Here is a 24222-nt window from a genome sequence, read left to right as displayed (position 1 = left end):
GTCTGTCCTTCATGGTGGGTGGGCGGGCCGGCCGCAGGCAGCGGATCACCGAGGCCTTCGACGAGCTGCACGGCGCGATGGCCGCCGCCCTCGGCGCGGCCGACGGGCTGGCCGACGCCGCCGTGCGCGCGCACGCCGAGACCCTCGTCGAGGGCTGGCTGCGCGCCGAGGGTCTCGACGACGCCCGCGCCGACCCGGCGCTGGTCGGGCCGCTGGCCAACCCGCGGCTCGCCGACGTCGTCGCCCGCGTCGAGGCCGACCGCGCCGCCGCCTTCGACCCCTGGCTGCGCACCGGGCCCGCCGCGCTGACCGAGCTGATGGACCGCGCCGCCCCGCGCGCCGCCGGGCTCGACCCGGACCGCTGGCTGGGCGAGGTCGGCAAGGCCGACGGCATCGACGAGGTCCCCGGCCTGTGGCGGATCGGCACGGGGCGGATCGGCACGGGGCGGATCGGCACGGGACGGACCGGGGCTGCGGCCCGGACGGCGGGGAAGTCGCTGCACACGCCCGTCACCTGGCCCGTCGGGGTGCCGTTGCTCGACGAGTCGCACCTGCAGATCACCTCCACCGGCGACGGCCGCGCGCACGCCGAGTCGCTCGTCGAGTCGCTGCTGATGCGGCTGGTCAGCCAGTTCACCCCGGGCCTGGTGCGGCTGCACGTGTGGGACGTCGGGCAGTTCACCGGCGTCGTTCCCGGGCTCTACCCGCTCACCCGCAGCGGGCTGCTCACCGTCCACGACCCGGGACGGCTCTCCCACCTGCTGGAGGAGCTGTCGGACCGGATCCGGCGCGTGCACACCCGCCTGCTGATCGACGGGCACCCGACGCTCGCCGCGCACGTCGCCGCCACCGGCACCCGGGTCAAGCCGTGGATCGTCACCGTGCTGGTCGGTGACGGGCGCCCGCTCGCCGACGAGGACCACTGGCAGCTGCAGCGCATCTCCCGCGGCGGGCTCGCGTCGGGGGTCTCGCTGGTGCTGGTCGACGTGCCGGTGACGATCCAGGCCCCGCACGAGACCGTGCGCCTGCTCGACGGCGGGGTGGCCACGACGTCGATGACGGGGGACCACGTCGTCGTCACGCCGGACCCGCCGCTGCCCCGTGACGCCGTCACCCGGGCCTGCAACGCCCTCGCCGACGCCCACGAGCACGGCCACGCCCGCGCGTTCGCCGACCTGCTGCCCGCGAACGGGCGGTGGGGGCGGGACTCCTCGCGCACCGGGCTGCGGGCCCCGGTCGGGTTCGCCGACGGGATGCCGCACGACGCCGTGCTCGCCGACGAGTCGCCGCACGCGCTGATCGGCGGCCCCAGCGGCACCGGCAAGACCAACCTGCTGCTCACGCTGATCAGCTCGCTGGCCGCCCGCTACGACCCCGACGAGCTGGAGTTCTACCTGCTGGACTTCAAGGAGGGCGTCTCCTTCGCGCAGTTCACCCGCGGCCGGCGCGACACCACCTGGCTGCCGCACGCCCGGCTCGTCGGCGTCAACATCAACACCGACCGGGAGTTCGGGCTGGCGCTGCTGCAGTTCCTCGCCGACGAGATGCGCCGCCGCTCGGAGGCCGCGAAGGACCACGAGGTCACCAAGCTGGAGGAGCTGCGCGGCGCCGACCCGGACGGGCGGTGGCCGCGGATCGTCGCCGTCATCGACGAGTTCCAGCTGCTGTTCGCCGAGCGCGACGACGTCACCAGGAAGGCCACCGCGCTGCTGGAGGACGTGGCCCGGCGCGGCCGCAGCCAGGGCATCCACTTGGTCCTGGCCAGCCAGGACGTGTCCGGGATCGAGGCGTTCTGGGGCCGGCCCGCGGTGTTCGAACAGTTCGTCCTGCGGATCGCGCTGCCCCGCGCGCGGCGCGTGCTCGGCGAGCTCAACGAGGCCGCGATGGACCTCCCGCGCTGGCACGCCGTGGTCAACCACGACTCGGGGGTGCGCCACGGCAACGAGGTGGTGCGCATCCCCGACGCCACCGCCCGCGGCACCACCGACCTCGTCCAGCGCGAGCTGCACGACCGGTACCACGCGGGCCGCCCGGAGCCCGTGCTCTTCGACGGCAGCCGCGCGCCCGCCGTCGACGACCTGATCGCGCTCCTGGGCACCGGCGGCCCGCCGCAGGCGCTGCTCGGGCAGTGCATCGACGTGGGCGGGCGCCCGGCCACCGCCGCCCTGCCCGACTCCCCGGGCCGCAACGTCGCGGTCCTGGGTGCCGACGCCGAGGACGCCGTGCGGGTGCTCGGCGCGGCGGCGGGGTCGCTGGCCGGGCAGTACGCGCCCGGCACCGTCGACGTGGTGCTGGTGCCGCTGCTCGCCCCCGCCGACGGCCTCGTCGCCCGGTTCGCCGCGGCCGGGCACACCGCCGAGGTCGTCGCGCTCGACGGGGTGCGGGCCCGGATCGAGGCGCTGGCCGCCGACGTCACCGCGCGGCTGGCCGGCGGCCCGCGGCGCCCGGTGCTGCTGGTCGTCTTCGGCGCCGACGCCGCCGACCCGGTGCTGGAGCGCGAGGGCACCGACGCGCTGCGCCGCGTGCTGCGCTCGGGCCCGGAGACCGGCGTGCACGTGCTGGGCTGGTGGCGCAGCGTCGCCCGGCTGCGCGCGCTGCTGTCGATCACCGCGGCCGTCGACGACGTCGGGGCCTGGGTGGGGCTCGACGTCCAGGGCAGCGAGCTCGGCCAGCTGGCCCCGGGGATGCTGCTGAGCTGGTCGCCCCGCCCGGGTCGCGGCCTGTTCTACGACCGCGCCCAGCACTCCCGCCCGGAGGTCGTCATCGTGCCGTCGGCGGAGGACCCGTGAGCGCCGCGCGCGAGTACAAGGACGTCGTCGACGGGCTCAGCGCCGCCGCAGCGGAGCTGCGCGAGCAGGACGCCGAGCGCGCGACGGCGCTGGGGTACGAGCGGGTCGCCCGGCACGACGCCATGACCGAGGCGCAGGGCCGCGCCGCGCTCACCCGGACGGTCGTCGCGCTGCACTGGGAGGCGGCGCTGGAGCGGCTGTGGCAGGAGTCGTGGCTGACCCTGCGCCCCCCGCCCACCCCGACCCCGGGCGTCGACCCGGCCCGGCTCGACGAGCTCGACGCCGAGGTCGCCCGCTGCGCGGACGTCCTGGCGGAGGTGGCCCGGCGCCGCCGCTTCGGCCTGCGCCCCCGCTGACCCACCCCGCGAGTCCCCCGTTTCCCGCCCGCGAGTCCCCCGTTTCGCGCCCGCGAGTCCCCCGTTTCGCGCCCGCGAGTCCCGTCCGGCGGCCACCCGGGCGAGCCGGGCGGGCTACTCGTCCGCGTCGTCGTCGCGGGCGAGGAAGGTGGAGAGGCGCTCGACGGCGTCCTCGAAGGCGGGGTTGAGGTCGACGAACGCCTGGAGGCGGTCGGCCAGCCACTCGACGCTGACCGACTCGCCCTCCCGGCGCGCCACGAGCTCCTCGATGCCGCGGTCGGTGGAGTACACGGCTAGCGGTCTCCGAAGGCCTCGTCGATGAGCGCGCTCTGCTCGACCTCGTGCACCTTCGACGAGCCCGCCGCGGGCGCGGCCATCCGGCGCCGCGAGACCCGGCGGATGCCGACGAGCCGGGGGAGCTTCTCCGGCAGCACCAGCCCGAGGAACGGCCAGGCGCCCTGGTTGGCCGGCTCCTCCTGCACCCAGCGGACGTCCTCGGCGTTGGGGTAGCGCTCCAGCACCGCGGCCAGCTGGCGGTCGGCGACCGGGTAGAGCTGCTCGATGCGGACGATCGCCACGTCCTCGACGCCGCGCTTCTCGCGCTGAGCCGCCAGCTCCCAGTAGATCTTGCCGCTGCACAGCAGCACGCGCCGGACGTCGCCCGCGGGGCCGTCGTTGCCGCGGTAGAGCGGGTCGTCGATGACCGAGCGGAAGCGGCCGCCGGTGAAGTCGGAGACCGGGCTGACGACCGCGCGGTTGCGCAGCATCGACTTGGGCGTGAAGCAGATCAGCGGGCGCTGCATCCCGTCCATGGCGTGGCGGCGCAGCAGGTGGAAGTAGTTGGCGGGCTCGCTCGGCACCGCCACCGTCATCGACCCCTCCGCGCACAGCGTGAGGAACCGCTCGATGCGCCCGGAGGAGTGGTCGGGGCCCTGGCCCTCCAGGCCGTGCGGGAGCAGCAGCGCGACGTCGGAGGTCTGGCCCCACTTCGCCTCGCCGGAGGAGATGAACTCGTCGATGATCGACTGCGCGCCGTTGACGAAGTCGCCGAACTGCGCCTCCCACGCCACGAACGCGGCCGGGTTGGCCACCGAGTAGCCGTACTCGAACCCGACCGCCGCGAACTCCGAGAGCGCCGAGTCGTAGGGCAGGAAGCGCTCCTGGTCCTTGCTCAGGTTGCGCAGCGGGTAGTACTCCTCGCCGGTCCGGCGGTCGATCACGACCGAGTGCCGCTGGACGAACGTGCCGCGGCGGCTGTCCTGCCCGGACAGGCGCACGAGCTTGCCGTCCATCACCAGCGCGCCCATCGCGATGAGCTCGGCGAAGGCCCAGTCGATGTCGCCCTCGCGCGACATCTTCAGGCGCTTCTCCAGCACCGGCTTGACGCGCTGGTGCACGGTGAAGCCCTCGGGCAGCTCGACGTGCGCGTCGCCGATGCGGTGCAGCACCTCCAGCGGGATCGAGGTGTCGAGGTCGGTGGGGATGGACTGCTCGTCCTCCACCGACGGCGACGCGACGGCCGGGGTCTTCTCCAGCTCGCGGACCTCGTTGAAGACGTGGTCGAGCTGGTTGGAGAAGTCCTTGAGCGCGTGCTCGGCCTCCTCCATGGAGATGTCACCGCGGCCGATCAGCGACTCGGTGTAGATCTTGCGGACGCTGCGCTTGGCGTCGATGACGTCGTACATCGCGGGCTGCGTCATCGACGGGTCGTCGCCCTCGTTGTGGCCGCGGCGGCGGTAGCAGATCATGTCGATGACGACGTCGTTGTGCCAGCGCTCGCGGTACTCCACGGCCAGCTTGGCCACCCAGACGCAGGCCTCGGGGTCGTCGCCGTTCACGTGGAAGACCGGCGCGTCGATCATCTTCGCGACGTCGGTGCAGTACTGCGAGGACCGCGAGTGCTCCGGAGCGGTGGTGAAGCCGACCTGGTTGTTGACGACGACGTGCACGGTGCCGCCGGTGCGGTAGCCGCGCAGCTTCGCGAGGTTGAGCGTCTCGGCGACGACGCCCTGGCCGGCGAACGCCGCGTCGCCGTGCATCATCAGCGGCAGGACGGTGAAGCCGCCCTCGCCCTTGTCGAGCAGGTCCTGCTTGGCCCGGACCAGGCCCTCCAGGACCGGGTCGACGGCCTCGAGGTGGCTCGGGTTGGAGGCCAGCGACACGACGGTCTCGCCGTCGCCGAACATCCGGAAGTACTTGCCCTCGGCGCCCAGGTGGTATTTGACGTCGCCGGAGCCGTGGGCCTGGCCCGGGTCGAGGTTGCCCTCGAACTCCCGGAAGATCTGGCTGATCGGCTTGCCGACGATGTTGGCGAGCACGTTGAGCCGGCCGCGGTGCGGCATGCCGATGACGACCTCGTCGAGCTCGTGCTCGGCGGCCTTGTCGAGCACCGCGTCGAGCAGCGGGATGACGGTCTCGCCGCCCTCGAGCGAGAACCGCTTCTGCCCGACGTACTTGGTCTGCAGGAACGTCTCGAACGCCTCGGCCGCGTTGAGCTTGGACAGGATGTACTTCTGCTCGGCGGCGTGCGGCTTCTGGTGCGGCACCTCGATCCGCTCCTGCAGCCAGGTCCGCTGCTCGGGGTCGGCGATGTGCATGTACTCGGTGCCGACGGTGCGGCAGTAGGAGTCGCGGAGCAGGCCGAGCACGTCGCGCAGCTTCATCCGCTCCTTGCCGCCGAACCCGCCGGTGGCGAACTCGCGGTCGAGGTCCCACAGCGTGAGGCCGTGGGAGAGCACGTCGAGGTCGGGGTGGCGGCGCTGGCGGTAGTTGAGCGGGTCGGTGTCGGCCATCAGGTGGCCGCGGGTGCGGTAGGCGTCCACCAGCTCGATGACGCGCGCGGTCTTGTCGACGGCGTCGTCGGGCAGGTCCTGCACCCAGCGCACGGGCTCGTAGGGCACCCGCAGGGCGCGGAAGATGTCGTCGTAGAAGGCGTCCTCGCCCAGCAGGAGCTGGTGGACGCGGCGCAGGAAGTCGCCGGACTCGGCGCCCTGGATGATCCGGTGGTCGTACGTCGACGTCAGCGTGATGATCTTGCTGACGCCGATCTGGGCGAGCCGCTCCTCGCTGGCGCCCTGGAACTCCGCCGGGTACTCCATCGCGCCCACGCCGACGATCGCGCCCTGGCCCTGCATGAGCCGGGGCACCGAGTGGTTGGTGCCGAGCGTGCCGGGGTTGGTGAGGCTGATCGTGGTGCCGGCGAAGTCCTCGCCGGTGAGCCCGCCGCTGCGGGCCTTGCGGACGATGTCCTCGTAGGCCGACCAGAACTGCGCGAAGTTCATCGCCTCGCAGCCCTTGATCGACACGACCACGAGCGAGCGCTGACCGTTCTTGCCGGGCAGGTCGATGGCCAGGCCCAGGTTGACGTGCTCGGGCGCCACGACGGTGGGCTTGCCGTCGGTCTCGACGAAGTGCCGGTTCATCACCGGGAAGTCGGCCAGCGCCTTGACCACGGCGTACCCGATCAGGTGCGTGAAGCTGATCTTGCCGCCGCGGGTGCGCTTGAGCTGGTTGTTGATGACGACCCGGTTGTCGGCGAGCAGCTTCGCCGGGACCGCGCGCACGCTCGTGGCCGTGGGGACGGTCAGCGAGGCGTTCATGTTCTTGACCACGGCGTTCGCGGCGCCGCGGATCGGGGTGACCTCGCCGTCGCCACCGGCCGGGGCGGCGGGCTTCGCGGCCTGCGAGGACGTGCCCGCGGCGGGCTTGCTCGGGGCGGGTTCCGGCTTGCGCTCCGGGGCCTTCGCGGCGGGCTTCGACGGGGCGCTGCTCGGCGCGGCGTCGGGCGGCGTCATCGCGGCGCGGTCGGCGGTGCGGCGTTCCTCGGTGGGTTCCGCGGGCTCGGCGGCGGGGGTGGGTGCCGGTCCCGGGGTCGTCGACGGCGGGGCCGCGCCGTTCGTCGCCGCGGGCGCGCCGTCGTCGGGTCGGTAGTCGGCGAAGAACTCGTGCCATGCCGGGTCGACCGTGGCGGGGTCGTCGAGGAATCGCTGGTACATCTCCTCGACCAGCCATTCGTTGGGACCGAAGTCGCTGGCCGGGTTCGAGGTACTGCTGCTGGACACGCTGAGGACCGCCTTGATCGGATAGCGTCATCGCCGGGAACGTGGTGTCAGGTTAGTCCCCGCCGTCCGGCCCGGGTACCGCAGTGGACGGACGTCGGTCACAGACGTCGCTCCACGATGACCGACCGGGACCCGACCGACCCGAGGAGACGCCGATGAGCCGCCCGCCCCTGCCCCCGTTCGACGCCGTGAGCGCTGCCGCGAAGGTCCAGGCCGCCGAGGACGCCTGGAACACCCGGGACCCGGAGAAGGTCGCCGCCGCCTACTCCGCGGACTCCGTGTGGCGCAACCGCGACCGCTTCGTCACCGGCCGGGCCGAGATCGCGGGGTTCCTGCGCGACAAGTGGGACCGCGAGCTCGAGTACGCGCTGCGCAAGGACCTGTGGGCCTTCGCGGGCAACCGGATCGCGGTGCGGTTCCAGTACGAGTGCCGTGACGTCGACGGGCAGTGGTGGCGGTCCTACGGCAACGAGCTGTGGGAGTTCGACGACGAGGGCTACATGCGGCGGCGCGAGGCCAGCATCAACGACGTGCCGATCGACGAGGCGCAGCGGCGCATCCACGGCCGCCGTCCCGATGCCGAGCGCGGTGGGGCCGAGCAGCCGCTGCGGTAGCGGCCGACCGGGCTACCGGTCGGGCTGCTCGCCGAGTTCGTCGACCACGGCCGTGTGCACGGCGGTCTCCCCGACGAGGGTGTCGACGGGCAGCCCGCAACGGGAGTCGATGCGGGTGGTGTCGCGCTCCCCGGCGAACTGGCCGTCGGCGATGTCGATCATCAGCTCGGTGCGGGTGCGCCCGGCGTCGTGGACGAGTACGACGCACTCGCGGCCGTCGAAGGCGACCGTCTCGTCGGCGACGGTGACGCCGGGCAGCCCGGTGAGCGCGCGGTAGAGGACGGCCCGCAGCTCGGCGGGCACCAGGCAGGTGCGCAGCGCGTCGACGGCGCCGCTGAACGGGGCGGCCCAGCGGCCGGGGTGGTCGGCCTCCAGGCGCTCCAGCAGGGCGGCGGGGTCGCGCGGCAGCCGGTCGAGGAACTCCGGGGTGGGCACCTGCCAGCTGCCGCGACGGCGCTGCGGCAGCTCGATGCAGTCGTCGTCGCGGTCGCGGTGGAACTCGCCGAACGGCGCGCGGAACAGCCCGACCGGCGCGACGTCGTGCAGCTCGAAGCCGTCCTCGCGGGCCTGTTCCAGCGATCCCGTGAGCCAGCGCTGCCGGCCGGTCAGCGAGCGGTCGAGCAGCCAGTCGCGCTCGGGCTCGGCCGGGATCCAGGTGCGCAGCCGGTGCTCGGTGAGGTGCTGGTAGGGGCCGAAGCTGCCCAGCCACCACGCGTCCGTCGCCACGAACCGGTACTGCTCCGGCTCCAGCGGATCGTCGGAGGTGGCGATGACGAGGTCGGGCAACGCACGCTCCCGCGGGTCGGTGACGACGGCCGGTACACCACAGAGTGTGAGCGGTCACCCGACGTCACCGACACGGACCCCCTGTCACCTACTGCAGCCACTCCTTCACCTGCGACAACACCTTCTGCGGGTCGGAGCTGATCGGGTTGACGTGCAGGTGCGTCACACCCGCCTCACGCAACGCAGCGATCCGCTCCTTGACGAACGACGGCGGCCCGATCAGCGAGGTGTGGGCGAGGAAGTCCTCGGGCAGTGCCGCCGCGGCCTCCTCCTTCTTCCCGTCGAGGTAGAGGTCCTGCACGGTCTTCGCGTCGTCGGCGTAGCCCTGGCGCTGGAAGACGGTGTTGTAGAAGTTCTTGCCGCGGGCGCCCATGCCGCCGATGTAGAGCGCGCTCATGTGCCGGTGCATCTGGCGGGCGCCGTCCATCATGTCGTCCTCGATGGCCAGGACGCCGCCGCCGGTGACCTGCAACGGGCCCAGCTCGGGGGCGCGCTTGGCGGTGCCGGCGTCCAGGGCGGCGCCGAACGTCTCGCGCATCCGCTCCGGCATCACGACGTGCGGCAGCCAGCCCTGCGCGATCTCCGCGGTCAGCTCGACGTTCTTGTCCCCGAGCGCGGCGATCCAGATCGGGATGTCGGCGCGCTTCGGGTGGTTGATCAGCTTGAGCGGCTTGCCCAGCCCGGTGCCCTGCCCCTCGGGCAGCGGGATGGTGTAGATCCCCTCGTGCTGGATCCTCTCCCGGCGCCACACCTGGCGGCAGATCTCGACGACCTCGCGCGTGCGGGCCAGCGGCTTGTCGTAGGGCACGCCGTGGAAGCCCTCGATGACCTGCGGGCCGGAGGCGCCGAGCCCGAGGATCATGCGGCCGCCGGACAGCGCGTCGATGCCGGCCGCGCTCATGGCCGTCAGCGTGGGCGTGCGGCTGTAGATCGGCAGGATCCCGGCCCCGATCTGGACGCGCTCGGTGCGCGCGGCGAGATAGCCCATCAGGGAGACGGCGTCGAAGCTGTAGGCCTCGGCGACCCAGACGACGTCGAGCCCCGCCTTCTCCAGGCCGACCACCGCCTCGGCGTTGTTGATGGGGTCGTCGCCGTACTGGAGTTGAGTCGACAGCAGCATGCGACGATGTTACCGACGGGTCACGTCACGTCCAGGGGGAGATCGGGCGCGTCACGTCGACACCGTCGAGGGTGACGTCGACGTGCTCGGTGAAGAACGAGACGAGTCCGGCCAGCGCCTCCATCCCCGGCAGCGGGTCCGGGTAGTACCAGGCGACGTCGCGCCCGCCCACCGCGAGATAGCGGGCGACGCCCTTGTAGGCGCACTCGGTGACGGTGTCACTGCCGGTGAGCCCGGTGACGTCGTCCTGCGGCAGGTACCAGCGCACCGGCAGCCAGGTCTCGGTGACCAGCAGCGGGCGGCGGCTCTCGGCGAGGGTCCGCCCGTCGAGGGAGATCCGGACGTGCCGGTGCGAGGGCCGGGCGTCGACGCGGTGGAAGGGGTCGCGCGGGTGCCCGACGACCGGCGCGTCCTCCTCGGTCCACTCCAGCGCCGGGAAGTCGACGACGACGTAGCCCGCCAGGTCCGGGTCGGCGGGCCGGAACGCGGCACCCGCGCGCTCGCGCCCGTCGAGGCGGATCGTCAGCGGCTCGCCGTCGGTGGTGTGCACGCCGAAGCCGGTGTCGGGCGTCAGCACGGTGCGCCCGCCCGGGCCGAGCGGCTGGGCGCCGGGGCCGTGGCGGTCCCCGTCGCCACCGGGGACCAGCTCGGCCCGCACGTCGGCGACGGGGACGGCGTATTGGGGGACCACCCGGCCCGGCTCCCAGACGAGCAGCGCCTCCCGCGTGTCGAGGGCCGGGGTGCCGTCCAGGGTGGCGCGCAGGTGCACCGGGGTGGGCTCCACGCGCAGGGCGTCGAAGGAGGTCGCGACGTGCTCCGCCATCCGTAGTGCCATGCCTGTGACTGTCCTCCGGGACGCAAGTGTCCCGACGCGGCCGCCCGGTCGTCATGATCGCCAGGAGTGGGACATCCGCGCCACCGGTGACGCCCATGTCCCACTCCTGGTGATCATGGCGCGGGTAGGGTCGCCCGACGTGGGGTTTCGTGTGGTGCCTGCCGCCTACGTGCTGCTGATCGACGACGGGCGCGTGCTGTTGCAGCTGCGGGCGGGCACCGGGTACCGCGACGGGTTCTGGGCCGCGGCGGCCGCCGGACACGTCGAGGCGGGGGAGTCGGTGCACGCCGCCGCCGTCCGCGAGGCCGCGGAGGAGCTGGGGATCGTCGTGGACGCCGCCGACCTCGTCCCGCTCACCACGATGCACCGCACCAACCGGACGGGCCTGGAGATCGACGAGCGCGTCGACTTCTTCTTCACCTGCCGCCGCTGGACGGGCGAGCCGCGGACCATGGAGCCCGAGCGCAGCGCGGGGCTGGGCTGGTTCGCCCTCGACGACCTGCCCGACCCGGTCGTGCCGCACGAGCGCCACGTCCTGGACGGCGTGGCGGGCGGTGGCCTGCCGGCGATCACCGCGTTCGGGTTCCGGTAGGCCGGGTGCGGTTGCGGGAGGAGCCGGGGTTCCGCCGGTTCTGGCTCGCCTCCACCGTCTCCTACCTCGGCACCGCGGTCGGGTCGGTCGCCCTGGTCGTGCTCGTCGAGCGCGACCTGGACGGGTCGGCGGCCGACCTCGGCGCGGTCAGCGCCGCCCGTTGGGCCCCGTACCTGCTCGTGGGGTTGTTCGCGGGGGTGCTGGCCGACCGGGTGCGCCGCCGCCCGCTGCTCGTCGCCACCGACGCCGGGCGGGCGCTCGTGCTGGCCGTGGTGGTCGCGACGGCGCTGGCCGGGGTGCTGACGATCCCCGTGCTGGCCGGGCTGATGCTGGTGTTCGGGACGCTCTCGATCGGCAACGACGCCGCCCACCAGTCGTTCCTGCCCCGGCTGCTCCCGCGCGCGGCGCTGCCCCGGGCCAACGCCCGGATCGAGCAGAGCGAGGCCGTCGCGCAGACCGGCGGGCAGGCGGTCGGGGGCGGTCTCGTCGGGTGGCTGGGCGCGCCGCTGGGCACCGGCGTCGACGCGCTGAGCCACGCCGTCTCCGCGGTCCTGCTCGCGCGCACCGCCCCGGAGGACCCGGTGCCGCGTGAGCCCCCGGGACTGCGCCGGGTCCTCGCCCAGGCCGGGGAGGGGCTCGCCTGGGTCTACCGGCACCCGACGTTGCGCCCGCTCGCGCTGGGCACGCACTGGTGGTTCGTCTGCCACTCCCTGCTCACCACGGTCTACGCCTTCTTCGCCCTGCGCGAGCTCGGGATCGGGGCGGTCGGGCTCGGCGTCACCTACGCGGTGGCCGGGGTCGGTGCCCTGGCCGGGACGACGCAGGCGCAGGCGCTGGCCGACCGCGTCGGCATCGGGACGGCGATCGCCGGATCGCGCGTGCTGGAGGCGGGCGGCTTCGCCGTCGTCATCACGGCCTCGGTGGCCCCGTCCCCGGTCGCGGCGACGGCGGTGGCGGCCGCCGGGCAGTTCGTCGTGGGGCTGGGGATGGGGCTGGAGGGCCCGACCGAGATGTCCTACCGCCAGGGTGTCACCGCCGACGGGCTGCAGGGCCGGACCGGCGCGACGATGCGCTCGTTCAACCGGGCCGCGATCACGATCGGCGCGCCGACGGGCGGGGTGTTGGCCGACGTCGTCGGGTTCCGCCCCGCCCTGTGGGTCGGCGTGGTGGGCATGGCCGCGGGTGGCGTCGCGCTGGCCCGCTCCGGGCTGCGCCACGCCGTCCGCGGCTGAGGCGGCTCAGACGACCTGGCGGTCCTTGCCCTCCCAGTACGGCTTGCGCAGGTCCTTCTTCAGGACCTTGCCGGTGGGGTTGCGCGGCAGCTCGTCGAGCACGTCGACGGACTTGGGGCACTTGAACGACGCCAGCTGCTCGCGGCACCACGCCAGCAGCGCGGCCTCGTCGATCTCGGCCCCGGGTGCGGGGACGACGACGGCCTTGGGCACCTCGCCCCAGCGCTCGTCCGGGACGCCGATCACCGCGACGTCACCGACGCTGGGGTGCTCGGCGAGCACCCGCTCGATCTCGGCGGAGTAGATGTTCTCCCCGCCCGAGATGATCATGTCCTTGATCCGGTCGGTGACGTAGACGTAGCCCTCGGCGTCGATGTGCCCGCCGTCGCCGGAGCGCAGCCAGCCGTCGGAGGTGATGGCGGCGGCGGTGGCCTCGGGCTTGCCCCAGTAGCCGCCCATCACCTGCGCCGAGCGCACCCAGATCTCGCCGGGCTCACCGGTCGGGACCGGCTCGCCGGTGGCCGGGTCGCGCACCTCGATCTCGACGCCGTGGATCGCCGTGCCCGCGGAGACCATCAGGTGCTCGCGGGCCGGGTCGGCGTGGTCCTCGGGGCCCAGCGAGCTGACGACCCCGCACTGCTCGGTCATGCCGTACACCTGGTGCATGACGCCGGGGAACAGCTTCAGGCAGCCGCGCATCACCGGCAGCGGCATGGGCGAGGCGCCGTAGGACAGCGCCTTCACCGAGGAGAAGTCGCGCTCGGCCACGCCCGGGACCTGCAGCATCGCGGCCATCAACGCGGGCACGTAGAAGGTGTGGGTGATCCGCTCGCGCTCCACCATCTCCAGCGCCGCGGCCGGGTCGGGCAGGCGCATGAGGTGGATCTGGGCGCCCGCGGTGATGGCGAGCAGCGAGTAGCTGGTGCCGCCGACGTGGAACAGCGGCATCGCCACCTGGACGCGCGAGTCGGCGTCGACCGCGAAGTCGGCCATCACGTTCGTCGAGTGCGCGAGCATCCCGCTGTGGGTGAGCATCGCGCCCTTGGGGAAGCCGGTGGTGCCCGAGGTGTAGAGCTGCACGAAGCAGTCGCCGGGCACCGAGGGGTGGACCTCGTGGTCGGGCTCCTGCGCGGCCAGCCAGGCCTCGTACTCGTCGCCGTCGCCGCCGACGTGGATCACCTGCTCGACGGCGGGCAGCTTGTCGCGCACCTGCTCCACCGCCCCGGCGAACTCCGGGCCCACGAACAGGATCCGGGCCTTCGAGTCGTTGACGACGTACACGATCTCCGGCGGCGCCAGCCGGAAGTTGACCACCGCGTTGGCCGTGCCGACCTGCGCGCAGGCCAGCGTCAGCTCCAGGCAGGACGGGTGGTTGAGGTCGAGCACGGCGACGCGGTCGCCCGGGCGCAGGCCCGCGGCGCGCTGCGCGGCCGCGTTCTGCCGGATGCGGCGGGCGAACTCGGCCCAGGTGCGCGTGGTCCCCGCGAAGGTGACGGCGGGTGCGTCGGGACGCACGGTCTCCCAGTGGCCCACGATGGCGGTGAAGTCGGCGGCCTCGGCGGGGAGATCGAGCGTCGTCATGCGGTCCTCCTGTGTCCCGCGGCACACCCGCGGCGGCGCGATGGTAGCCAATTCCGGCAGGATCGGGACCGTGACTTCGCCACGGGGGGACGACGGGAGCGGCCGGATCACGGTGCACGGGCTGACGAAGCGCTTCGGCCCGGTGTCCGCCGTCGAGGATCTGACGTTCGCGGTGGAGCGCGGCACCGTCACCGGGTTCCTGGGGCCCAACGGGTCCGGCAAGACCACGACGCTGCGGATGCTGCTCGGGCTCGTGGCGCCCACCGCGGGGGAGGCCCGGATCAACGGGCTGCGGTTCGGCGAGCTGCCGCACCCGGCCCGGGTCGTGGGCGCGGTGCTGGAGGCCCAGGGCTTCCACCCGGCGCGCAGCGCGCGGGCGCACCTCGCGGCGTGCGCGGCGGCGATCCGGGTGCCCGACGCCGCGGTCGGGCACGTGCTCACCGCCGTCGGGCTCGACACGGCGGCCGGCCGTCCCGTCGGCGGCTTCTCCCTGGGCATGGCGCAGCGCCTCGCACTGGCCACCGCGCTGCTCGGGGACCCGCAGGTCCTCGTGCTCGACGAGCCGGCCAACGGGCTCGACCCCGAGGGCATCGCCTGGCTGCGGGCGTTCGTGCGCGGGTTCGCCGCGCAGGGGCGCACGGTGCTGGTGTCGAGCCACGCTCTCGCCGAGGTGGAGCAGACCGTCGACCACGTCGTCGTCATCAACCGGGGGCGCTGCGTCCACCAGGGCCCGCTGGCCCGGCTGCGCGGGCGGCCGCGGGTGCTCGTCGCCTGCCCCGACCCCGCCCGCCTGGCCGAGGCGCTGACGAAGGCCGGCCTGGGGGAGATCGAGTCCCGACGCGACGGCCGGCTCGCCGTCACCGGGGCCGACCCGGCCCGCGTCGGTGACGTCGCGCTGGCCGCGGGCGTGGCGGTGCACGGCCTGGAGGCCGAGCGCGTCGATCTCGAACAGCTCTACTTCGGCCTGACGGCGGGTGCCCGGTGATCGCCGCGCTGCTGCGCTCGGAGCTGCGCAAGACCCGCTCGACGAAGCTGTGGTGGGGGCTGCTGGTCCCCGTCGCGCTGCTGACGCTGCTGGTCAACCTGTTCGGCGGGGTGTTCACGCTCGCCCTCGGTGCGGGCCCCGACGCCGAGGACCGGCTCCCGCTGCTGCTGGCCTCGCTGGCCTACTCCCTGGCGCTGGCGGCCACCTTCTCCGGGGTGTACGGCGCGATCTCCGCCGCGGGGGAGTTCCGGCACCGGACGATCACCACCACCTACCTCACCGCGCCCGGCCGGGGACCGGTGCTCGTCGCGAAGCTGCTGGTGGCAGCCGGGGTCGGGGCGGTGTACGCGCTGGTGACGGCCGTGGTCGGCGCTTTCGGCGGCCTGGTCGGGCAGGAGAGCACGCAGTTCCCCGAGACCGGCGCGCTGCTCGGCGTCGTCGCGATCGGGGCGGGGGTGTGCGCGCTGTGGGGCGCGCTCGGCGCGGCACTGGGCACGGCGCTGGGCAACCAGGTCACCGTGCTGGTGCTGCTGCTGGTCTACGTGCTGCTCGGCGAGCCGCTCCTGTCGCTGCTGCTCACCGCGAACGACTCGCCCGCCGTCGCCGGGATCAGCGCGTACCTGCCCGTCAACGCGGGGGAGGTGGCGCTCTACGACGTGCCGGCCCGGGTGCTGGTCGGCCCGGCCGACGGGGCGGAGCTGCTGGGCCTGGCCGCGGGGGTGTCCGGGCCGCCGTCGTGGTGGGGCGGGCTGCTGGTGCTGGCCGGCTGGGCGGCGGTGACGGGGGCGCTGGCCGGTGTGGTCGGTGGGCGGCGCGACATCACCTGAGCGCTCAGGTCGACGTAGCGTGGGTGGGTGCCCGACTCCCCTGCACCCGGCTGGATCCGCCGGCTCACCGGCGCCTGCCTGCGCCACCGTCGCGTGGCGATCGGGGCGCTGGTCGCGTCCGCGCTCGGAGTCAGCCTGGAGGCGGTCGGGCCGCTGCTGACGCGCGTCGCCGTCGACGACGCCGTGGCCGGCTCGACGGCCGTGCTCGGCACCGTGGTCGCGGCGATCGCGGGCCTGGCGGTCGTGCGGTTCGCGGCGTCGTTCCTGCGGCGCTTCCTCGCCGGGCGCCTGGCCCTCGACGTCCAGCACGACCTGCGCCGCCAGGTGTTCGCCGCCGTCCAGCGCCTCGACGGGCAGCGCCAGGACGCCCTGCGCACCGGGCAGGTCGTCTCGCGCTCGATCACCGACCTGCAGCTGGTGCAGTCGCTGCTGTCGATGGTGCCGCTCGCGCTCGGATCGGTGGTGCTCGTCGTCGCGTCGGTGGCGGCGATGCTGTGGCTGTCCCCGCTGCTCACGCTCGTTGCGCTGGTGCTGCTGCCGCTCGCCGGGTTCGTCACGGCCAAGGCGCGGGCCACCCTGTTCCCGGCCACCTGGTCGGCGCAGCAGCGCGCGGCCGACGTCGCGCAGCAGGTGGAGGAGACCGTCACCGGCGTCCGCGTCGTCAAGGGCTTCGGGCAGGAGGCCCGGGAGGTCGGCGCCCTGGAGGCCCGCGCCCGCACCCTCTACGCCGAGCGGCTGCGCGCCGCCCGCCTCACCGCGCGGCTCAACCCGACGCTGCTCGCCCTGCCCACGCTCGGGCAGGTCGGTGTCATCGGGCTGGGCGGGTACCTGGCGCTGACCGGGTCGATCACCCTCGGCACGTTCCTGGCCTTCACCACCTACGTCGCCGGGCTGGTCGGCCCGGCCCGGCTGCTCGGGTCGCTCGTCGTGAGTGCGCAGCTGGCGCGGGCGGGCGTCGAGCGGGTGTACGACCTGGTCGACTCCCAGCCCGACGTCACCGACCCCGCGTCCCCCGCGCACCTCCCGGACGGGCCGCTGTCGGTCGAGCTCGACGGCGTGCGGTTCGGCTACTCCCGCCGGGAACCCGTGCTCGACGGCGTGACGCTGACCGTCGCGCCGGGCGAGACGCTCGCGCTCGTGGGCACCGCCGGGTCCGGCAAGTCGACGGTGGCGCTGCTGCTGCCGCGCTTCTACGACCCGCAGGAGGGGGAGCTGCGCCTGGGCGGGGTGCCGCTGCCCGACCTGCGCCTGGCCGACCTGCGGCGCGAGCTGGGCGTGGTGTTCGAGGAGGCGTTCCTGTTCTCCGACACCGTGCGCGCCAACATCGCCTACGGCTGCCCCGACGCCTCCGACGACGAGGTCCGCGCGGCGGCACGGGCGGCGCAGGTGCACGAGTTCGTCGACCGCCTGCCCGACGGCTACGACACGATGGTCGGCGAGCGCGGCCTGACGCTGTCGGGCGGGCAGCGCCAGCGGATCGCGCTGGCCCGCGCCGTGCTCACCGACCCCCGCGTGCTGCTGCTCGACGACGCCACCTCGGCCGTCGACAGCGCCACCGAGGCCGCCATCCACGACACCCTGCGCACGCTCACCGCCGGTCGCACGACGCTGCTCGTCGCGCACCGCCGCTCCACCCTCGCCCTCGCCGACCGCATCGCCGTGCTCGACGCCGGGCGGGTCGTCGACGTCGGCACCGAGGCCGAGCTGACGGCCCGCTGCGCGCTGTTCCGCGAGCTGCTCGCCGTCGACGACGCCCCGCCGGCCGCGCCGGCGCCCGCCGCGGGCGGGGTCACCCCCGAGCTGTGGCCCGTCGCCACCGCCGCCCCCGCCGCGGAGATGCGGACCGCGGCGCCCGCCGTCCCCCGGATGGGCGGGGGCCCGGGGATCGGCGGGCCGTCGGCCCTGGCCGGGGCGATGCCCGTCACCCCGGCGCTGGCCGCCGCCGTCGACGCCCTGCCGCCCGCCACCGAGTCCCCGCGCCTGGGCGACGAGGAACCCACCGCGCCCGACCCCGGGTTCCGGCTCGCGAAGCTGCTGCGCCCGGTGCGCGGGCTGCTCGCGCTGACGATCGGGCTGGTCTCGCTCGATGCCCTCACCACGCTCGCGTTCCCCACCGTCGCCCGCCTGGCCGTCGACGGGGGGATCACGGCGGGTTCCACGGCGACCCTGCTGACCGCGACGCTGCTCGGCGTCGGCGTGGTCGCGCTGGGCTGGCTGGTGGTCGCGGCCCAGACGGTGACGACCGCGCGGGCCGGGGAGAGCCTGCTCTACCTGCTGCGCGTGCGCAGCTACGCCCACCTGCAGCGGCTGGGCCTCGACTTCTACGAGCGCGAGGTCTCCGGCCGGATCATGACCCGGATGACCACCGACGTCGACGCGCTGTCGGTGTTCCTGCAGACGGGGCTGGCCCAGGCGGTGGTCAGCCTGCTCACCGTCGTCGGGGTGGCGGTGGCGCTGCTGGTCACCGACGCCGCGCTCGCCGTCGTCGCGCTGGCCGTGCTGCCGGTGCTGGTCCTCGCGACGGTGGTCTTCCGGCGGCTGTCCTCCCGGGCGTACGCGGAGGCGCGGGAACGGGTCGGCGCGGTGAACGCCGACATGCAGGAGAACGTCTCCGGCGTGCGGGTCGCGCAGGCCTACGTCCGGGAGGAGCGCAGCGCCGCCACCTTCGCCGACCGCAGCGACGCCTACCGCCGCTCCCGGATGCGGGCCCAGCGCTACATCGCGACCTACTTCCCGTTCGTCGCGCTGCTGTCGGACGTCTCGCAGGTGGCGGTGCTCGGCGTCGGGGCCGCGCGGGTGGCCGCGGGCGACCTCACCCCGGGCGTGCTCACCGCGTTCCTGCTCTACCTCGGGCTGTTCTTCGCCCCGGTGCAGCAGCTCTCGCAGGTCTTCGACGCCTACCAGCAGGCACGCGTCGGCCTCACCCGGATCGCGGGCCTGCTGCGCACCCCCACGTCGGCGGTGACCGCCGCCGACCCGGTGCCGGTGCCCGACCGGCTGCGCGGCGAGGTCGAGCTGCGCGACCTGTGCTTCGCCTACCCCGGTGCGCCCTCCCCGGCCCTGGACCACGTGTCGCTGCGCGTCGCGCCGGGGGAGACGGTGGCGCTGGTCGGGGCCACGGGGGCGGGCAAGTCGACGCTGGTCAAGCTGCTCGCGCGGTTCTACGAGGCGGGGTCGGGCGCGGTGCTGGTCGACGGCGTCGACGTGCGCCGGTTCGCCCTCGCCGACTACCGGCACCGGCTGGGGATCGTGCCGCAGGAGCCGCACCTGTTCACCGGGGACGTCGCCGCCAACATCGCCTACGGCCGCCCGTCCGCGACCCCGGCGGAGATCGAGGCGGCGGCCCGCGCGGTGGGCGCGCTGGACCTGGTGCGGGCGCTGCCCGGCGGGTTTCGGCACCCGGTCGGGGAGCGCGGCCAGGGCCTGTCCGCGGGCCAGCGACAGCTCATCGCGCTCGCCCGCGCCGAGCTCGTCGACCCCGACCTGCTGCTGTTCGACGAGGCCACCGCCGCCCTGGATCCCGCCACCGAGGCCGCCGTCCTCGCCGCCGGGGACCGGGTGGTGTCGCGGCGCACCGCGTTCGTCGTCGCCCACCGCCTGGCCACCGCCGCCCGCGCCGACCGCGTCGTGGTGCTCGACGGCGGCCGCATCGTCGAGGAGGGCACCCACGCCGAGCTGGTGACGGCGGGCGGCCCGTACGCCCGGTTGTGGCGGGCGGGAGAACTGGAACCCGCCGCCTGACCGCCCCGCCCCGGGCCGTGATCGGCGTGGGTTCTCCGGCTGCAGGGCCGCGATCGGACGAATCGCTGGGAGCCTGCCCGATTTCGGGCACGGGTTTGGCGTTCACTCTCCGATCCGGCACCATCTGACGGGTGCCCGGCCCGTACGACGACCTCGTCGACCATCTCGTGCGCAGCTCCCCGCTGAGCGCGAACGAGGCGACCCGGGTCGTGGACGAGGTCGTGGCCTACTTCGCCGAGCCGGTGCCGGACTACGTCCGCCGCCGGCACACCGAGCTGCGCCACCGCGGCTGGCACAACGACCGGATCTTCACGGCGATCGCGGCCGAGCTGCCGACGCGGCGGGTGTCCCCGCCCGCGCTGTCGGCCCGGCAGCTGCGCCGGATCGTCTACGGCTGAACCCGCCCACCCAGGGAGAAGAACATGTGCGGCATCGTCGGCTACGTCGGCCCGCAGGACGCGGCCCCGATCCTCATCGAGGGTCTGGGACGCCTGGAGTACCGCGGCTACGACTCCGCGGGGCTCGCGGTGATGACGAAGGCCGGGCTGAAGGTACGCAAGGTCAGCGGCCGGGTGTCGGCGCTGGCGGCGGACCTGCCCGCCCGCTTCAAGGGCGCCCCCGGCATCGGCCACACCCGCTGGGCCACCCACGGCGGCCCCACCCCGGAGAACGCGCACCCGCACACCGACGGCAGCGGCCGGATCGCGGTGGTGCACAACGGCATCATCGAGAACGCCGAGGAGCTGCGCGCGAAGCTGACCGCCGACGGCGTGGAGTTCGTCAGCCAGACCGACACCGAGTGCGTCGCGCACCTCGTCGCCGCCGCCTTCACCGCGGGCGCCACCGACCTCGAGCACGCCGTGCGCTGGGCGCTGCGCCAGGTCGTCGGGGCCTACGGCCTCGCGGTCGTCGACGCCGAGCACCCCGACCGCGTGGTCGTGGCCCGCAACGGCAGCCCGGTGCTGCTCGGCGTCGGGGAGAAGGAGATGTTCGTCGCCTCCGACGTCGCCGCGCTCGTCGGCTACACCCGCCAGGTCGTCTACCTCGACGACGGCGAGCTGGCCACGCTGACCGCGGGCGGATACCGCACCTTCACCCTCGACGACACCTCCACGGCCAAGAGCCCGTCCACGATCGACTGGGACGTCGTCGGCGCCGAGATCGGCGACCACGCGCACTTCCTGATCAAGGAGATCGAGGAGCAGCCGACGACGATCACGCGCGCGCTGGCCGGGCGCCTGGACGAGCGCTTCTCCACCGCGCACCTGGGCGGGCTCAACCTGAGCGTCCGCGAGGCCCGCGAGTTCCGCCGCGTCAAGATCCTCGGCTGCGGCAGCGCCTGCTACGCGGGCGACCTGGGCGCGCAGCTCATCGAGGACCTCGCCCGGCTGCCCGCGACGTCCGAGGCGGCCAGCGAGTTCCGCTACCGCAACCCGGTCGTCGAGCCCGACACGCTCTACGTCGCGGTCAGCCAGTCCGGCGAGACCGTCGACACCCTCGCCGCGGTGCAGGAGCTGCAGCGCAAGGGCGGGCGCGTCATCGGGATCATCAACGTCGTCGGCTCGACGATCGCGCGCCAGGTCGACGGCGGCATCTACCTGCACGCGGGTGCGGAGATGTCGGTGGCGGCGACGAAGTCGTTCACCTCGACGGTGACCGCGTTCGCGCTGCTCGCCCTGCACCTGGGCCGCATCCGCGACCTCTCGCCCACCGACGGCACCCGCATCATCGCCGGCCTCGCCGCCCTGCCCGAGCAGGTCCGCGAGATCCTGAAGCTGTCCGAGGAGATCGCCGAGGTGGCGCGGGAGATCGCGCCCAGCCCGAGCATGATGTTCGTCGGGCGCCGCCGCGGCTGGCCGGTCGCGCGCGAGGGGGCGCAGAAGCTCAAGGAGATCTCCTACATCCACGCCGAGGCGTACCCCTCGGCGGAGCTCAAGCACGGCCCGCTGGCGCTGATCAGCCCGGAGCTGCCGACGGTCGCGATCGTCCCCGACGACGACCTGCTCGACAAGAACACCTCGACGCTCTCGGAGATCAAGGCCCGCAGCGGCCCGGTCATCGCGCTCGCGCACCGGCAGCTGTCGACGGAGCTGGCCGACCGCACCATCGTCATCCCGCGCAACGAGCCCGAGCTCGACCCGATCCTGCTCTCGATCCCGTTGCAGCTGCTGGCCTACCACGCCGCGGTGGCGCTGGAGCGCGACGTCGACAAGCCGCGCAACCTGGCCAAGAGCGTGACGGTGGAGTAGTCCAGGATCGGGCCCGTGCTCGACTCCACCGCCGCCGTCCTGCTCGCCCGCACCGCCCGCGCCCAGCGCGACGGCCGGGTCCCCTCGCTGGTCGCCGGGGTGGTGCGCGACGGCGGGCTGGCCTGGTCGACCGGTCGCGGTGCGGTGCCCGAGCCGCACCGCGACGTCCAGTACCGGCTGGGGTCGATCAGCAAGACCGTCACCGCGATCACGGTCCTGCGCCTGCGCGACGAGGGGCTGCTCGGCCTCGACGACCCGCTGGACAGGCACCTGCCCGGCACCCCGCTGGGCGACCGGACGCTCGGGCAGCTGCTCGGCCACCTCGCCGGGGCCGGGTCGGAGAGCCCGGGACAGTGGTGGGAGCGCACACCGGGCACGACGCTGGACGGGCTCGCCCTCTCCGCCGCCGACGTGGTGCTGCCCGCCGCGCGCCGCTTCCACTACTCCAACCTGGGGTTCGGACTGCTCGGCGAGGTGGTGGCGCGGACCAGGGGCCGCCGCTGGTCCGACGTCGCGCGGGAGGAGGTGCTGCTCCCGCTGGGGATGACCCGCACCACCGACCGTCCCGACGGCCGCGCCGCGCAGGGCTACGCGGTGCACCCGTGGGCCGAGGTCACCCAGCGCGAGCCCGAGCACCACGCGGAGGTCATGGCGCCCGCCGGGCAGCTCTGGTCCACGGCCGGGGACCTCGCGCGCCTCGGGGTGTTCCTGCTCGGCGACACCGGCGACGTGCTGGCGCCCGGCACCGTCGAGGAGATGACGCTCCCGGCCGGGGTGGACGCCTCGGCGGCGGGCTGGTCGGCCTACGGCATGGGCGTGTACGTGCTCCGCGGCGCGGACGGGACCGTGCTCGTCGGACACGGCGGCTCGATGCCCGGCTTCCTCGCCGGGCTGTGGGTCGACCGGGAGGAGCGCACGGGTGCGCTGGTGCTGGCCAACACCACCTCCGGCCTCGACGGCGGGCTGCCCGCCGCCCTGCTCGCCGACGTCCGCGCGGCCGAGCCCCGGGTCGTCGACGCCTGGGTGCCCGAGCCGTCGCCGGTGCCGCTGGAGCTGCTCGGCCCCTGGTACTGGGGCCCGTCGCCGTACGTGCTGCGCGCGGTGCCGGGCGGGCTGCTGCACCTGGGCGGGCTGGGCGGGCCGGGCGGCACCAGCCGCTTCCGCCCCGGCCCGGACGGCACGTGGATCGGGCTCGACGGCTACTTCGCGGGCGAGACGCTGCGCCTGGACCGCCACGCGCTCACCCTCGCGACGTTCGTGTTCACCCGCACCCCCTACGACCCCGCGGCCCCGGTGCCGGGCGGCACGGAAGGCTGGACGTGATCACGGGCTCCGGGGTCGTCAGAGGGCCCGGCAGCCGGGACCGGCGAGCCGGGGCAGCGCGGCGGCCGTGCGGCCGGTGAGCAGGAGCAGCAGCGCCCCGGTGGTGCCGTGCACCTCGGGCCCGTCCCCGGCCGTCCAGTCGGAGTCGGTGGCGACCAGCCGCATCCCGCCGAGGCGGCGCCGGGCGTGGAAGGGCCAGCCCATCGACCACACCCGCTGCACCCCCTCCCGCGCGGCCGCCACCGGCATCGGCTGCTCCACGCCGAGCGGGATCGCGACGTCCTGGACGTGCACCAGGACGTCGAACAGCAGGTTGCGGTAGGTGGTGACGACCGGCAGCCGGCGGTTCGCGGCGTGCGCGCGCAGCTCGGCGACGAGCCGGTCCGGGCCGCGTTCGGCGTGGGCGAGCGCGAGGTCGCGGTTGAGCCGGTCGAAGTCGCCGCGGGCCCGCACCGCGCCGACGAGCATCGCGCCGGGCCCGGGATGCTGCGGGGTCAGCGCGACGTGCGCCGCGACGTCGCGGACCCGCCAGCCCTCGCACAGCGACGGCGCCTCCCACTGCTCCGGCGCCAGCCCGTCGAGCAGGTCGGCCAGTGCCGTGCGCTGGCCCGCGATCACCTCCCAGCTCGCGTCCCGGTCCACGGCTCCTCCTAGTAGTCAGATATCCTGACCAATATGACAGAGGAGCCCGCCGTGCACCAGGACGGGCCGAACACCGGCCTGCTGCTCTTCCTGCCCTACCGGGCGATGGAACGCCGCGTGCTGGACGCCGTGCACGCGGCCGGGTTCGCCGACGTCACCCCGGCCCAGGCCCGGGTGTTCCAGCGGATCGGGCCCGGCGGCACGCGCCTGACCGACCTGGCCGAGCAGGCGCTGATCACCAAGCAGTCGGCGGGCTCCCTGGTCGACCAGCTGGAGCGGGCGGGCTACGTCGAGCGGGTGCCCGACCCCACCGACGCCCGGGCGCGCCTGGTGCGGCTGGCCCCGCGCGGCGAGCGCGTCCTGCCGGTGGCGACGGCCGCGGTGGCGGAGGTGGAGCGGGAGTGGGTCGCCCACCTGGGGGCGCGCCGCACCGGCGCGCTGCGCGAAGCCCTGCTCCGGCTCCGCGAGATCACCGACCCCTGGGCGTAG

At 74.5% G+C, this 24222-nt stretch carries 19 protein-coding genes; 12 read left to right on the top strand and 7 right to left on the bottom strand.

Translation table 11 applies throughout. The annotated features are described in order from the left end of the window. Positions 1–11: 11 nt before the first annotated feature. The gene (locus PHY01_RS08265) at positions 12–2789 is read left to right on the top strand and encodes an FtsK/SpoIIIE domain-containing protein (protein ID WP_170183707.1); all 2778 of its coding nucleotides are present in this window, start codon (positions 12–14) and stop codon (positions 2787–2789) included. Beyond that, the gene (locus PHY01_RS08260; RefSeq protein WP_141277931.1) at positions 2786–3145 is read left to right on the top strand and encodes a hypothetical protein; all 360 of its coding nucleotides are present in this window, start codon (positions 2786–2788) and stop codon (positions 3143–3145) included. The genes PHY01_RS08265 and PHY01_RS08260 overlap by 4 nt, the downstream gene beginning before the upstream one ends. 114 nt (positions 3146–3259) lie before the next feature. Here the strand turns inward: PHY01_RS08260 and PHY01_RS26325 are convergent, their stop codons facing one another. Continuing rightward, a complete protein-coding gene (locus PHY01_RS26325) occupies positions 3260–3436 on the bottom strand; it encodes a DUF6104 family protein (protein ID WP_170183706.1) in 177 nt (58 codons plus the stop codon). 2 nt (positions 3437–3438) lie between these two features. After that, positions 3439–7140: a multifunctional oxoglutarate decarboxylase/oxoglutarate dehydrogenase thiamine pyrophosphate-binding subunit/dihydrolipoyllysine-residue succinyltransferase subunit gene (locus PHY01_RS08255; protein WP_246085779.1), complete on the bottom strand. Its 3702-nt coding sequence runs from the start codon at positions 7138–7140 to the stop codon at positions 3439–3441. A gap of 221 nt (positions 7141–7361) precedes the next feature. Between PHY01_RS08255 and PHY01_RS08250 the strand changes: the two genes are divergently transcribed. Next, a complete protein-coding gene (locus PHY01_RS08250; protein WP_141277929.1) occupies positions 7362–7820 on the top strand; it encodes a nuclear transport factor 2 family protein in 459 nt (152 codons plus the stop codon). A gap of 12 nt (positions 7821–7832) precedes the next feature. Here the strand turns inward: PHY01_RS08250 and PHY01_RS08245 are convergent, their stop codons facing one another. The 3 genes from PHY01_RS08245 to PHY01_RS08235 all read right to left on the bottom strand — a co-directional run bounded on the left by PHY01_RS08245 (position 7833) and on the right by PHY01_RS08235 (position 10561). Continuing rightward, a complete protein-coding gene (locus tag PHY01_RS08245; protein ID WP_141277928.1) occupies positions 7833–8606 on the bottom strand; it encodes a hypothetical protein in 774 nt (257 codons plus the stop codon). A gap of 88 nt (positions 8607–8694) precedes the next feature. Next, positions 8695–9726 carry an LLM class F420-dependent oxidoreductase gene (locus PHY01_RS08240; protein WP_141277927.1) on the bottom strand — a complete coding sequence of 344 codons (1032 nt, stop codon included), beginning with the start codon at positions 9724–9726 and terminating at the stop codon, positions 8695–8697. Positions 9727–9751: 25 nt separating this feature from the next. After that, positions 9752–10561, bottom strand: a complete 810-nt coding sequence (locus tag PHY01_RS08235) for a DUF427 domain-containing protein (RefSeq protein WP_141277926.1) — start codon at positions 10559–10561, stop codon at positions 9752–9754. A gap of 139 nt (positions 10562–10700) precedes the next feature. Between PHY01_RS08235 and PHY01_RS08230 the strand changes: the two genes are divergently transcribed. Beyond that, positions 10701–11153, top strand: coding sequence for an NUDIX domain-containing protein (locus PHY01_RS08230; RefSeq protein WP_246085771.1), 453 nt, complete (start codon positions 10701–10703; stop codon positions 11151–11153). A gap of 5 nt (positions 11154–11158) precedes the next feature. Then, positions 11159–12385, top strand: coding sequence for an MFS transporter (locus tag PHY01_RS08225; RefSeq protein WP_141277924.1), 1227 nt, complete (start codon positions 11159–11161; stop codon positions 12383–12385). A gap of 6 nt (positions 12386–12391) precedes the next feature. Here PHY01_RS08225 and PHY01_RS08220 read toward each other — a convergent pair whose 3' ends face one another. Then, complete coding sequence (locus tag PHY01_RS08220; RefSeq protein WP_141277923.1) at positions 12392–13966, bottom strand: long-chain-fatty-acid--CoA ligase; 1575 nt, start codon at positions 13964–13966, stop codon at positions 12392–12394. Positions 13967–14036: 70 nt separating this feature from the next. Here PHY01_RS08220 and PHY01_RS08215 point away from each other — a divergent pair, with 70 nt between their 5' ends. From PHY01_RS08215 to PHY01_RS08190, 6 genes are all read left to right on the top strand, one after another. Then, positions 14037–14951, top strand: coding sequence for an ATP-binding cassette domain-containing protein (locus tag PHY01_RS08215; protein ID WP_246085770.1), 915 nt, complete (start codon positions 14037–14039; stop codon positions 14949–14951). Then, complete coding sequence (locus PHY01_RS08210) at positions 14948–15778, top strand: ABC transporter permease (RefSeq protein WP_141277921.1); 831 nt, start codon at positions 14948–14950, stop codon at positions 15776–15778. Before PHY01_RS08215 ends, PHY01_RS08210 begins: the two co-directional genes overlap by 4 nt. A 27-nt stretch (positions 15779–15805) precedes the next feature. Next, positions 15806–19519 carry an ABC transporter ATP-binding protein gene (locus PHY01_RS08205; protein WP_141277920.1) on the top strand — a complete coding sequence of 1238 codons (3714 nt, stop codon included), beginning with the start codon at positions 15806–15808 and terminating at the stop codon, positions 19517–19519. Positions 19520–19650: 131 nt separating this feature from the next. Beyond that, a complete protein-coding gene (locus PHY01_RS08200) occupies positions 19651–19917 on the top strand; it encodes a hypothetical protein (RefSeq protein WP_141277919.1) in 267 nt (88 codons plus the stop codon). 24 nt (positions 19918–19941) lie between these two features. Continuing rightward, positions 19942–21768 carry a glutamine--fructose-6-phosphate transaminase (isomerizing) gene (gene glmS, locus PHY01_RS08195; RefSeq protein ID WP_141277918.1) on the top strand — a complete coding sequence of 609 codons (1827 nt, stop codon included), beginning with the start codon at positions 19942–19944 and terminating at the stop codon, positions 21766–21768. A gap of 15 nt (positions 21769–21783) precedes the next feature. Further along, positions 21784–23091, top strand: coding sequence for a serine hydrolase domain-containing protein (locus PHY01_RS08190; RefSeq protein ID WP_246085769.1), 1308 nt, complete (start codon positions 21784–21786; stop codon positions 23089–23091). 18 nt (positions 23092–23109) lie between these two features. Here the strand turns inward: PHY01_RS08190 and PHY01_RS08185 are convergent, their stop codons facing one another. Further along, on the bottom strand, positions 23110–23733 hold the full coding sequence (locus tag PHY01_RS08185) for a maleylpyruvate isomerase family mycothiol-dependent enzyme (protein ID WP_141277916.1): 624 nt from the start codon (positions 23731–23733) through the stop codon (positions 23110–23112). A gap of 33 nt (positions 23734–23766) precedes the next feature. On the opposite strand from PHY01_RS08185, the gene PHY01_RS08180 reads away from it, so the two are divergent. Beyond that, positions 23767–24222: a MarR family winged helix-turn-helix transcriptional regulator gene (locus tag PHY01_RS08180; RefSeq protein WP_141277915.1), complete on the top strand. Its 456-nt coding sequence runs from the start codon at positions 23767–23769 to the stop codon at positions 24220–24222.

Source organism: Pseudonocardia hydrocarbonoxydans, from assembly GCF_006539565.1.
In the GTDB taxonomy this organism is placed as follows: domain Bacteria; phylum Actinomycetota; class Actinomycetes; order Mycobacteriales; family Pseudonocardiaceae; genus Pseudonocardia; species Pseudonocardia hydrocarbonoxydans.
This window is presented reverse-complemented; position numbering and strand designations above follow the sequence as displayed.